Origin of the sequence: Chryseobacterium sp. C39-AII1 (genome assembly GCF_039672645.1) — a bacterium.
In the GTDB taxonomy this organism is placed as follows: domain Bacteria; phylum Bacteroidota; class Bacteroidia; order Flavobacteriales; family Weeksellaceae; genus Chryseobacterium.
Map to the genome: position 1 here is coordinate 18,554 of NZ_JBDFPQ010000014.1, position 12,107 is coordinate 30,660.

The following is a 12,107-nucleotide window of genomic DNA, read 5'->3' on the forward strand; positions in this document are numbered from 1 at the left end:
ATTACTCCAAAATTGAAATGTTTAGCTTAGAAAAAATGTTGTATTGCTTAGAAGTTTCTGCTTTTTATCTCAACTGAAATAACAGTAAAAAGAATATTGCTATTTCAGTTTCAGATATTTTAAATTTTTTATTTCTTTAAATCTTTAAGAATTTCCTGAACAGCGCGCTCCAATTGTGGGTCATTATTCTGCTGGCGATCCATAAACGTATTTTTGATATAAATATCCGGTTTCACTCCTGTTTTTTCAAGATTCTGACCGTCCAGGGTGTAAGTTCCCCAAGATGGAAGTCTGTAAAAAGATCCGTCTACCAAGCTTTTTCCAGAAGTGAAGATAATCCAGCGGTAAGTATCCTGACCAATGATTTTTCCTAATTTCAAAGCTTTAAATCCTGCTGCAGTCATTTCGGCATCACTTAAAGACGCTTCGTTGATTAACAAAACAATAGGTTTTCCTGATGGAGCAAAATTTGGCTGCGTTGTCATTTTACCTTCACGGTATTTCCATTGCAGGTACGGTCTTTGAGAAAGGAAATTCAAGACTTTATCATGCACGTTTCCACCTGTATTGTATCGAAGGTCGAGGATAACGGCGTCTTTTCTGTTTTCCTGCTCTACCATGTCTAAAAGAAAACGGTCAAGCTCCTCGGTCGACATATTTTTCATGTAAGAATAAGCGATTCTGTTATTACTTAGTTTGTTAACTCGCTCACGATTATTGAAGATCCAGTCATCATACAACAGACTTTTTAATTCCACATTTGAAATCGGATGAACTTTTGTCGTTATATTTTTACCATTACGATTGAAGGTTAAAATAAGCTCTTCCTGCTTTTTAGGCGTGGTAAAATAGGTTTCAATATTTTCATTTTTGTCAATGGTTTTTCCATTTACAGAAACCAGTTCGTCTCCAGATTTTATATCAACTCCGGTACGGAAAGCGGGAGATTTTCTTACGATACTTTCTACGGTGTAAGGCTGATCTTTTTTAAAGATAATTCCCGTTTCGTTGGTGAAATAATTCAGATAAGTGCTTTCTTCTTTTCCTGTGGAAGAAAATCCGACGTGTGAAGAATTTAATTCGCCTAAAAGATCATTCAGCAGAATTCTAAGATCATTTCTGTTGTGAACATACGGAAGATATTTCGCATATTGCTCTCTTTTAGCTTTCCAGTTGATGTCGTGGAATTTTTCATCATAGAAATTTTCCTCAACACCCGTCCACGTTTCATCATACATTTGTGTAAATTCTGAAGCCAGATCTTTGTTGAATGTATACTGAATATTTATTTTTTGAGGTTTTAAAGCTGAAATTGCTGTTTTATAAACATTTCCTTCGATTAAAGCGAACAGATTTTTAGCATTTTTCGTGATGTTGTAAGCGGCTTTGTCGAAAACTTTTTCAGACTTGGCGGGTTCAAAATCAGTGAAAACTTTTTTAAACAACTGTCTTTTACCATTATCCTGATTAGAATTAAACAGTAAAATCTCCTTTTTATCATCCAGGAAAACTGCCGGATCATCCTGATAACCATATCGATCGGTCACCAGTTCGATTCGCTCCAACGTATATTCAGGATTTACCTTGATTTCCTTAACGACAGGTTCTTTCTCTTTCTCCTTTTCATCTTTTTTATCCCCGTCTTTATCTTTGCTTTCATCCTTTTCCTTGTCGTTTTTCTCTTTTTTCTCCTTCGTTTTTTCAGAATCTTTCGTTTCTTTTTTGTCTTCTTCCTTGAAAAGTTGGTCGAATTTTTCAGATTTGTAAGGTGTGTCAAACCAATCCAGCGCCATACGATAGATGTTAGATTTCTGCAAGCCTAAAGGATAAGAAGGGCTTGTTCTGTCACTTGTAAAATAAATGTATTTCCCGTTCGGCGACCAGTAAGGATCTTCTTCAGAAACTCCGGTGTTCGTAAGGTTAGTAGTTTCACCTTTTTTAATATTATAAATGAAAATATCAAGCTCGAAATTTCTTTTTGCTGAAAATAAAACATATTCGTTATTCGGTGAAAAAGAAGGTTTTGAGTTTTGGAATGCCCAGATTTCATCTTTCACAATCGTTGTCGAATTGAAATTTTTAAGATCCATTAATCTCACTTCATCACGACCACTTAAATAAACTGCTTTTGACAAATCGCTGTTAAGGCTGATGTTGCGGTTATTGCGCAAATCACTGGTCAGTTGTTTCTGTTGCCCTTTTCCGTCTGCAGCAATGCTGAACCAGTTTTGATAGCCTTTATCGGTTTGGCTGAAAAGTAGCGTGCGGTTATCTTTCAGCCATTTTACTTCTATAACGCGTTCTTTTCCATCAGAAATCTGTTGTGAAAATTTACCTTCCACATCCGAAACAAATAGAACCCCGCGACTCACGTACGCCATTTTTTTGCCATCGGCAGAAACATCGTAATACGAAATATTATTTTCTACATTGAAACTTTGCTCTTTTTCTAATGTCTTATTCGTGTTTAAATTAATAGCAAGAGCTTTTGTGCTTTTTGAAGCGACATCATAAACATATAGCTGATAATCTTTTTCAAAAATAACTTTAGAGCCATTGGCTGCAACAAAAGGTTTCTTTATTGAAGTGTCAAACTTTGTTAATGCAGTTTTTTGACCATTTTCAAGTTTGTAAAGATTGTATTCGCCATTATTTTCATCCGAAATAAAATAAATAACGCCATTTTTATCTACACTTGGGTTAAAGTCTTTTCCTTCGTAATTGGTGTATTGTTTAAAAGAATTGTTCTTTGGATTGAAGCCTAAAATATCAGGATTATTTTCGCCTTTATAACGCTTACGATGAACCTGATTGGCGCTTTCCATAGAACTTGTGAAAAGATATTCTCCAGAAGGCGTTTCTGCTAATCCATTCGTATTATTAAAGTAATTGTTAAAAAGCTTTTCCGGAGTTTTTCCTTCAATTGTAGTTTTAAAACTTCCGAAATTATTATTTCTGCTCGAAGTAAAATAAATCGTTTTGCTGTCCCAGCTCCAATTTTCCATTTCATCTTTTCCGGTATGGAAAGTCAGCTGCTTGATCGTTCCTCCTTCAGCAGGCATCAGATAAACATCATAGTTGCCATATTGATTAGAGCTGAACGCCAGCCATTTTCCATCAGGAGAAATTCGTGGATTGATCTCTTCGCCTTCCATCGCTGTGATTCTTGAAGCGTTTCCTCCGTTAGAATCTGCTTTCCAGGTATCTCCATCGTAAGCGAAATAGGCAACTTTTCCGTCCGGACTTAATGAAGGTGTTGATAAAAAATATGATTTTTCCTGCGCAGAAAGCTGTGTGATCGCAAAGGCAGTAAATAATGAAATGTATAGTCTTTTCATGAGCTAGTTTATATGGATGAAAAATACTAATGGGTTTTAAGTATTTTAATAAAATTCACAAATATAAACATAAAAAAAGACCTACATTTTTGTAAGTCTTTTTTGCTCCTCCTGCTGGGCTCGAACCAGCGACCCTCTGATTAACAGTCAGATGCTCTAACCAACTGAGCTAAGGAGGAATGTTCTTTGTTTTAAGTGGTGCAAATATAGGACGAATATTTATACCCTACAAATATTTTCAATAAAAATTTTAAAAATAATTATAATTTTCCGGTGAAGACCTTAAAGATGTCGCTTCCGAAGATCAGTAACATCAAGCCTAACAGGAAGATAACCCCGATCATCTGTGCGTTTTCCAATACTTTTTGAGGTACAGGTTTTCCAACGATCATTTCATATAAAGTGAAAATTACGTGTCCACCATCCAAGCCAGGAATCGGAATTAAGTTCAAAAATGCTAACCAAACAGAGAACATTGCTGTGAAACTCCAGAAAGCAACCCAATTGATCGCATAACCACCGTCTGCATCTCTGTCAACCGGCATGTTTTTAACAATAGCAATTGGTCCACCAACGTTTTTATACCCCTGAACTTTAGAGTTGAACATAATTTTGAACTGCTTTACCTGCATCGTTAAAGCTTCAATTGTTCTTGTAAACCCTCTAGGAATAGATTCTCCGAAAGAATATTTTTTATCTGTAACAACGTTTGCCAGTGCTTTTTGATCTACACCAACTCCTAGTTTTCCGTTTTTATCTACTGTTGCAGAAACCGTTTCAGGCTTACCGTTTCTCAGAATATCTATGCTTACTGCTTTACCTTTATTTTCCAATAAAACATCGCTCACTTCATCAAAGAAAGGAGTCTGCTTGCCATTAATTGAAACTACTTTATCACCTTTTGCCAATCCTGAAGCTTTCGCTGTAGGGCTTACCAATGTATCAATAATCATTGGCATTCTTGGCGTGATATACATTTTAGCTTCTTTTTGCTTTAAAACATCAGCAACACCATCTTTGTTTACCGGGAAAGTTACTTCTTTTCCGTTTCTAAGAACTGTTACATTGTCGCCTAAAAGAATATTAATAGAAGCATTTTCTAATCTTTCTGCAGGTTTTCCGTCGATATTGATGATTTTATCTCCACTTTGGAACCCCATTTTTCTACCCGCTTCTGTTACGCCAATTCCGTTTTCGAATTTGGTGAGATCGGTATACATTTCTCCGTTGAATAAAGAAAGGCAAGTATAAATTAACCAAGCTAGGAAAAAGTTTACCGTAACGCCACCAAGCATAATGATTAATCTCTGCCAAGCCGGTTTCGCTCTGAATTCCCAAGGCTGTGCAGGCTGCTTCAACTGCTCGGTATCCATACTTTCGTCTACCATTCCGGCAATTTTTACATAACCTCCGAAAGGAAGCCATCCGATACCGTATTCGGTTTCACCAATTTTCTTTTTAGCGATTGAAAACCAAGGATCGAAGAAAAGGTAAAATTTTTCTACTTTGGTTTTAAAGTATTTTGCGGGTAAGAAATGCCCGAGCTCGTGTAAGATGACTAAGATAGAAATGCTCAATATAAATTGAAACAGTTTAATTGCTATTTCCATTAATGCTTTTTATGTTTAATTTGCAAAGGTAACAATTATCAAAACTATGCCAAATAAAAAAGCTCCTCGAAATGAGAAGCTTTGTCATATAATAAGGTGTTTTTCTACAAATTGAACGAAACGCCAAGACTGCCATTGTTGCCGACTTCTGCAAAAACTCCGAATTTCTCCGTGAAAAAGTATTTGGCGCCAATGTGAGCCCCGATTCCGAAGTCTCTTCCTAAAATTCCGACATCAACTCCGGGATAAATGTCCCATTTAGATGGAAGGTCTAAAGCATCCTGAAGGTGAAAATTCAGTCTTCCGAAAATGAAAACTCGGTTGTCTTTATCATTATCTTTATAATTATCAAAATAAGCATTCGCACCAGCTCCCACAGATATCAGCTTGTTCAAACCATAATCATAGGTTGCGGCAATTCCAGTTCCGTAACCCCACGCACTAAGCCCCAGATTAATCTTCTGATCTCCTTTACCCGTCCAGGCTTGTGCATTGGCGGCTGTTCCCAGAAAGACCATCATCAGCATAAAAAACAATTTCTTCATAAATTTTACCTTTTTAGTGTTATTAATAAAAAAGATTCGTATCAAAAATAGAACCGAAATTATTTGAAAATCGTATTTTTATAGAAGTTTTTTAATAAAGTTTATGAAAATCACAGGACTGAATTTAGATATTATCTGGAAAAATAAATCGGCAAATTTTGAAGAGATTGAAAAGGAGTTGCAAAATGAGGAAGCTGACCTTTTTCTGCTTCCGGAAATGTTTTCAACAGGTTTTTGTATGGATGCCGCGGAGGTTTCAGACAGAAATCAGGAATCTCTGGAGTTTTTAAAGAAAATGGCAAAAGGAAAAAATGCAGCTTTTTGCGGAAGTGCGCCCGTGGAAGAAGAAGGCAATTTTTATAACAGAATGTATTTTGTACAACCCGATTCTCAGGTTGATTTCTATGATAAAAGGCATTTGTTTTCCTTTTCCGGAGAAGATAAAGTGTATACGCCGGGAAGAGAAAGGGTGATTGTGAATTATGAGGGATTCAGAATCTTATTACAGGTTTGCTATGATCTTCGTTTTCCTGTTTTTGCCAGAAATAATGATGATTATGATGCTATTTTATATGTAGCCAACTGGCCAGAGAAAAGGGTTGGAGCTTGGGAACATTTGCTGAAAGCAAGGGCAATCGAGAATTTGTCTTTTGTTTTTGGTTTGAACAGAATTGGGACTGATGGAAATAATCTTTTTTATCAGGAAAGTTCGCATTGTTTTTCTGCTGACGGATCTGAGATTTCTGAAAAGAAAGGAAATCTCATTATTGCAGATCTGGATGTAGAGCAATTGAAAGATTTCAGAAAACATTTTCAGTTTTTGAATGATAGGGATGCTTTTTCAATTCAATTATAAAAAAAATTGAGGTTAAGATTAAGGTTGTAAAAATATCAGCCTAAATCTTAACCTCAACCTTTTTAAGCATATTGTTCTAAAAGTTGTGTCAATCTGTTCACATCGTGCACGCCGCTTTCTTTGTAAAGTAATTCTCCTTTTTTGAAAACTGCTAATGTCGGAACACTGCGCACGCCATATTGTGAGGCAATGGCAGGATACTGATCGATATCTACTTTTATAATTCTGGCTGTTTCGCCTACTTTCTCTTTTACCGTCGTTAAAACCGAAGACTGAACTTTGCAAGGCTGACACCAAGTTGCAAAAAAGTCGATTAATACAGGTCTTTCCGAATCTATAATTTCCTGAAATTTTTGTGACATAGTTTGGTTTTTTATTTATTTTGATGATTGCTCATCCTGAATGGCTTTTACGTTTTTCCAGCTTGTGCCGTCATATACGTCAACGCCGTTTTTCTTTAATATTTCTACCGCTTGATCTGCCTGAATTCCTTTGTTGCAAAAAACAACTACTTTTTTGCCTTTCAATTGTTCAGCATTATTCTGAATTTCAGCCAAAGGGATGTTGATGGCATTTTTTGCGGTTCCTTCTGCATATTGTTCCGGAATTCTTACATCTACCAACGTTACATCTGAGCTGTTCATAACTTCTCTTATGTTCGCTTTTGAAGCTTCAGAATGACTGGCTGTTTTACAAGCTGTTATTGTAAATGTTGTAAGGATAATTCCAAAAAATATACCTTTCTTCATCTTCATTTTAGATCACTTTAGACTGACAAACAAAATCCGTTGTTGGGAATTTTTCTGTTTTTTTGATTCCGTTGAAACCACCTTCAATTTCAGTAAAATTTCTGATTCCGTGTGAGTTAAGAATACTTGCCGCAATCATACTTCGGTAACCGCCTGCACAATGCAAGAAGAAATGTTCAGAATCATCAATCGTTTTTACCCAATCGCTGATTAAATCTAAAGGCTTATTGTAAGCGTTATCAATATGTTCCGCCGAATATTCTGAAATTTTACGAACATCAACTACTTTTGAAGTTTCGTTAAATTGCTCTGCAAATTCAGCCGGAGAAATTCTTTTTACTTCATCGGTTTCCTTTCCTGCATTTTTCCAAGCTTCAAAACCTCCGTTTAAATAGCCAACTACATTATCAAAACCAACTCTGCTCAGTCTAGTAATCGCTTCTTCTTCAGTTCCTTCGTCTACGATTAATAATAAAGGGTGTTTTACATCTACGATCAACGTTCCGACCCATGGTGCGAAATCACCTTTCAAGCCGATGTTTACTGAATTAGGAACAAATCCTTTGTGAAATTCCACCGGACTTCTCGTGTCAAGAATCAAAGCACCGGTTTCTTCTGCATACGCTTCAAAATCATTAACATCCACAGGTGTCAAACCTTTGTCCATCACAATATCAAGACTTTCGTAGCCGCCTTTATTCATGGCTACATTCATTCCGAAATATTTTGGCGGAGCGGTAAGTCCGTCAAGAACTTCTCTCACAAACGATTCTTTATCTGGTTGATTAAGAGCATAATTCGTTCTTTTTTGATTGCCTAATAGATCAACCGTCTCTTTCTGCATATTTTTTCCACAAGCAGAACCCGCGCCATGAGCCGGATACACCGTAATGCTGTCGTCCAACGGCATGATTTTGCTGTGTAAGCTTTCGTATAAAATTCCTGCAAGGTCTTCCTGCGTTACACTTCCTGCTTTTTGGGCAAGATCGGGTCTTCCCACATCTCCCAAAAATAAAGTGTCACCTGTGAAAATAGCGGTTTCAACACCGTTTTCGTCAATAAGAAGGTAAGTTGTACTTTCCATCGTATGACCAGGCGTGTGAAGTGCTTTTATTTTTACTTTTCCGATTTCAAAAATTTGCTCATCTTCAGCAATTGTTGCTTCGAATTCCGGTTGTGCCGTTGGTCCGTAAACCACAGGAGCTCCCGTTTTTTTGCTTAAATCCAAATGCCCCGAAACAAAATCTGCATGAAAATGTGTTTCGAAGATATATTTTAAAGTTACATTGTCTTTTTCCAGACGATCCAGATAAGGTTTTACCTCTCTCAAAGGATCTATAATTGCAGCTTCATTTTCTGATACAATATAATAGGCGCCCTGAGCCAGACAGCCCGTATATATTTGTTCAACTTTCATTGGCTTTATTTTAAAAATTTAGTTAAAGATACGAAGTATTAGATGAATTGTGTATCAAATGTTAAATCTGCCTAATAGTTTATATCAATTTTACTTTGTTGATCGGGTTTAAATTGCTTTAATTCAAATAAAAAGAACAGTCGAAAAGCATACTAAATTAGTAGACTGTTTTTTATCATGTTTGAAAGATAAAAATAATAGTGTAGATATTCACAAAAGAATATTATTTCTCAGAATAAAATATCTTACAAAAACTTTTATCTTTAGATGTCTAAAAAAAATCAAATGGCAGATAAAGCAAAATTTATTGAAGAATTAAATGCTAAATACACTCCGAAAGGAGATCATATTATATTAGGAAAGGCAATGCTGGATGGGGAAGTTGTCCCTGAGGTGAATGTTACCATTCCTTTAAAAACCATCAACCGCCACGGATTGATTGCCGGAGCCACAGGAACTGGGAAGACCAAAACGTTGCAGGTTTTTGCCGAACAGCTTTCTCATCAGGGAATTCCGTCTTTGGTGTTGGATATCAAAGGAGATTTCTCTGGAATTGCGGAAGCCGGACAGAAAAATGCTTTAATTGAAGAAAGATATTCTAAAACACAGCTTCCTTACGAACCACAGGCTTTCCCGGTAGAATTGATGACAATTTCCGGCGAAAGAGGTGTGAAACTGAGAGCAACTGTTACCGAATTCGGACCTGTTTTATTGAGTAAAATTTTAGAATTGAATGATACCCAGCAAAGTATCATGTCTATTGTTTTTAAATATTGTGATGATAAAGGGCTGCCTTTAATTGATCTGAATGATCTGAAGAAAGTTCTTCAATATGTTACTGAAAATGCCCAAGGAAAAGCAGACTTGGCAGGAAATTATGGTTCCATTTCTTCGGCTTCCTTGGGAGCTATTCTGAGATCTATCGTTGCGTTGGAACAACAGGGCGCGGCAAGTTTCTTTGGAGAATTAAGTTTTGATGTTCACGATCTCTTGAAAACCAGAGACGGAAAAGGTGTGGTGAATATTTTGCGGGTGGCGGATATTCAAAGTAAACCTCAATTGTTCTCTACATTTATGTTGTCTCTTTTTGCTGAAATTTATATGACTTTCCCTGAAGAAGGTGACAGCGGAAGACCCAAACTGGTTCTTTTCATTGATGAAGCGCATTTGATCTTTGATGAATCTTCCAAAGCTCTACTTTCCCAAATTGAAACCATGGTAAAACTGATTCGTTCCAAAGGAATCGGTATTTATTTTATCACGCAGGTTCCGGGAGATGTGCCGGAAGGAGTGCTTTCTCAATTAGGTTTGAAGATTCAGCATGCGCTGAGAGGTTTTACCGCGAAAGATAAAAAAGAGATTACCAAAGCAGTCGAAAATTATCCGACAACGGAGTTTTATGATGCTTCTACTTTAATTCAAAATTTAGGAATTGGGGAGGCTTTTGTCACAGCTTTGGATGAAAAGGGAATTCCTACTCCGCTGGTTCATACGTATTTAATTTCACCGGAATCCAGAATGGATGTGTTGAATGATGCTGAAATCTCTGAATTAACCAGTAAATCTGCCTTGGTTGCCAAATATGAAAAAGTAGTGGATAACGAATCGGCTTACGAAATCTTGGTCAACAGAATGGAGCAGGCCGCTCAGAATGCAGCTCCGACTCAAAAAACAAAACCCGTAAAAGAAGAGCCGGGAATGTTGGAGCAGGTTTTACAGAGTAAAGCAGGAAGAACGTTTACCAGCACGCTGATGCGCGAAGGGGCAAAAGCAATTTTAGGAATGCTTGGGCTGGGTGGAAGAAAGCGATAGAAATTTTAAATAATTTTTATATATTCGTTAGAGTCGGAATGGTAAGGTTTTTGACTTATCATTTTCGATTTCAAATAATGAGGGGTGCTGTGTAACTGTTTGAAAACAAAATCATTTGTTGGAGATGGTTATACAGCATTTTCCTGTTTTTGAAGGGTTTTATATTATTTTAAACTCAGTATAGACTGAAAAGTAACGGGCAAAATTTTGAAGAAACGAGGAATTTTATGAATTTATGCCTACATTTATCATTAGATTTTAATTAAGTAAAGTTGTATTCCATAATTGATATAGAGAGTAACGGCGCGGGTTACAGAAAAGAAAGTATTATTGATATTGCTATCTACAGATATGATGGGCAAAAAATTGTTGATCAGTTTATTTCGCTTGTTAATCCGGAAAGCGATATCACACCTTTTGTGCAGAAATTAACCAATATTACTCCGAAAATGGTGAAAACGGCTCCGAAATTTCACGAAATAGCTAAAAGAGTTGTAGAAATTACGGCTAATACTACGTTGGTCGGTCATAATATCGATTTCGATTACAGGATGCTCCGTCAGTCTTTTACCAGGTTGGGGTACGAATTTAAAATCAATACATTAGATACCATTCCTTTAGCCAAAAAACTGATTCCTGATGAGGTAAGTTATTCTCTAGGAAAGTTGGTGAAATCGCTGGGAATCCCTTTAACCAATCATCACCGTGCAGACGGAGATGCGCGTGCGACATTAGAATTGTTTAAACTTCTCATATCAAAAGATACGGAAAATGAGATCATTCAGAAACAGCATGAGGAATCCAATGCCAAAACGTATATCAATAAGATCAAGCAGCTAACTCAGGATTTACCAAACGAAAAAGGTTTTGTTTATTTTCAGGACGAGGCTGGGAGAATCATTTTTTCAGATCATGTTCAGGATATTAATAAATTTTCGAAGAAAGTTTTTAATTCCAAATCAAAAAAATGGGAAGATATTCAGCAGGGTGTTGAGCAAATTAATTTTGAACTTACCGGAACGGATATTATTGCGAAACTTATTTTAAATTCAAAAGGACTTAAAAAAAGGGACACGCTACCATTCGGATTATTTTGCCGAAACAATAAATATGTTGTTGAGAAAAATACACTGAATAAAACGGAAAAGCCTCTTCTGAAGTTCAGGTCTTTCACACAAGGTTCAAAAGCGGTTCAGTTTATTAATGGGATTGAAGAATATCACGATGTTGAGGTGTTCAAAAAGAAGATCGATTTCAAAAAAAGAAACGAACTTTGGCTAGGGCAAGGTCGAAAATTAGGCGAGAAGCTATTTATGATCATCGAAAACGGTAAAGTGATTTCTTACGGATTTTATGAGCTGTTTACTCAGATTCAAACATTAAGCAAATTGGCGAAGCTGAAAATAGATTTGCCTTTATCATCTGCAGACCTAAATAACGAATTACAATTGGCTTTGCTTCGCGGCGATTTTGAAACATTGCCTTTGCCAAAATAATTTAATATAAATACAGCATGAATCCCTTTGATAAAGATTCAGAACACTGGAAATTCGGACTTTTTTATTACAATAAAGAAGATAAAAGACTATTTCCGCCCAAAAGATTCGGATGGGGCTGGACGGTAAATTTTGCCAATCCGCTATCTATTTCTGTATTTTTGTTGATATTAATCGCGATTGGGATCATTTCTTGGTTGCTTCCAAAACAGAATTCCTGATCTTGCTGAAAAACAAACACTTTGTAAATCAGTTTTCTGAAAATGAAAAAGAATTAGTATTTT

At 36.4% G+C, this 12,107-nt stretch carries 10 protein-coding genes and 1 tRNA gene; 4 read left to right on the forward strand and 7 right to left on the reverse strand.

What is annotated here, in order from left to right; genetic code table 11:
- Positions 1-128: 128 nt before the first annotated feature.
- From ABEG63_RS17505 to ABEG63_RS17520, 4 genes are all read right to left on the reverse strand, one after another.
- Positions 129-3,338 (reverse strand): S41 family peptidase, encoded by a 3,210-nt coding sequence (locus tag ABEG63_RS17505; protein WP_346586519.1) that lies wholly within the window; start codon positions 3,336-3,338, stop codon positions 129-131.
- A gap of 105 nt (positions 3,339-3,443) precedes the next feature.
- A tRNA-Asn gene (locus tag ABEG63_RS17510) sits at positions 3,444-3,517 on the reverse strand.
- Between the two features lie 81 nt (positions 3,518-3,598).
- On the reverse strand, positions 3,599-4,948 hold the full coding sequence (gene rseP, locus ABEG63_RS17515) for an RIP metalloprotease RseP (protein ID WP_346586520.1): 1,350 nt from the start codon (positions 4,946-4,948) through the stop codon (positions 3,599-3,601).
- Between the two features lie 104 nt (positions 4,949-5,052).
- Positions 5,053-5,493: a DUF6646 family protein gene (locus tag ABEG63_RS17520; RefSeq protein ID WP_346586521.1), complete on the reverse strand. Its 441-nt coding sequence runs from the start codon at positions 5,491-5,493 to the stop codon at positions 5,053-5,055.
- Positions 5,494-5,596: 103 nt separating this feature from the next.
- Here ABEG63_RS17520 and ABEG63_RS17525 point away from each other — a divergent pair, with 103 nt between their 5' ends.
- On the forward strand, positions 5,597-6,349 hold the full coding sequence (locus ABEG63_RS17525; RefSeq protein ID WP_346586523.1) for a nitrilase-related carbon-nitrogen hydrolase: 753 nt from the start codon (positions 5,597-5,599) through the stop codon (positions 6,347-6,349).
- A 62-nt stretch (positions 6,350-6,411) separates the two neighbouring features.
- On the opposite strand, the gene trxA is transcribed toward ABEG63_RS17525, so the two are convergent.
- Genes trxA through ABEG63_RS17540 form a run of 3 tightly spaced genes read right to left on the reverse strand, consistent with a single transcriptional unit; the run spans position 6,412 to position 8,515 of the window.
- Complete coding sequence (gene trxA, locus ABEG63_RS17530; RefSeq protein ID WP_346586525.1) at positions 6,412-6,711, reverse strand: thioredoxin; 300 nt, start codon at positions 6,709-6,711, stop codon at positions 6,412-6,414.
- Between the two features lie 15 nt (positions 6,712-6,726).
- A complete protein-coding gene (locus ABEG63_RS17535) occupies positions 6,727-7,098 on the reverse strand; it encodes a rhodanese-like domain-containing protein (RefSeq protein ID WP_346586527.1) in 372 nt (123 codons plus the stop codon).
- A 7-nt stretch (positions 7,099-7,105) separates the two neighbouring features.
- Positions 7,106-8,515, reverse strand: coding sequence for an MBL fold metallo-hydrolase (locus tag ABEG63_RS17540; protein ID WP_346586529.1), 1,410 nt, complete (start codon positions 8,513-8,515; stop codon positions 7,106-7,108).
- Between the two features lie 285 nt (positions 8,516-8,800).
- Between ABEG63_RS17540 and ABEG63_RS17545 the strand changes: the two genes are divergently transcribed.
- From ABEG63_RS17545 to ABEG63_RS17555, 3 genes are all read left to right on the forward strand, one after another.
- On the forward strand, positions 8,801-10,327 hold the full coding sequence (locus ABEG63_RS17545; RefSeq protein WP_346586531.1) for a helicase HerA-like domain-containing protein: 1,527 nt from the start codon (positions 8,801-8,803) through the stop codon (positions 10,325-10,327).
- A 272-nt stretch (positions 10,328-10,599) separates the two neighbouring features.
- Complete coding sequence (locus ABEG63_RS17550; RefSeq protein WP_312390430.1) at positions 10,600-11,823, forward strand: 3'-5' exonuclease; 1,224 nt, start codon at positions 10,600-10,602, stop codon at positions 11,821-11,823.
- A 17-nt stretch (positions 11,824-11,840) separates the two neighbouring features.
- Positions 11,841-12,044, forward strand: coding sequence for a DUF5808 domain-containing protein (locus ABEG63_RS17555; RefSeq protein ID WP_267404798.1), 204 nt, complete (start codon positions 11,841-11,843; stop codon positions 12,042-12,044).
- The last annotated feature ends 63 nt before the right edge of the window (positions 12,045-12,107 follow it).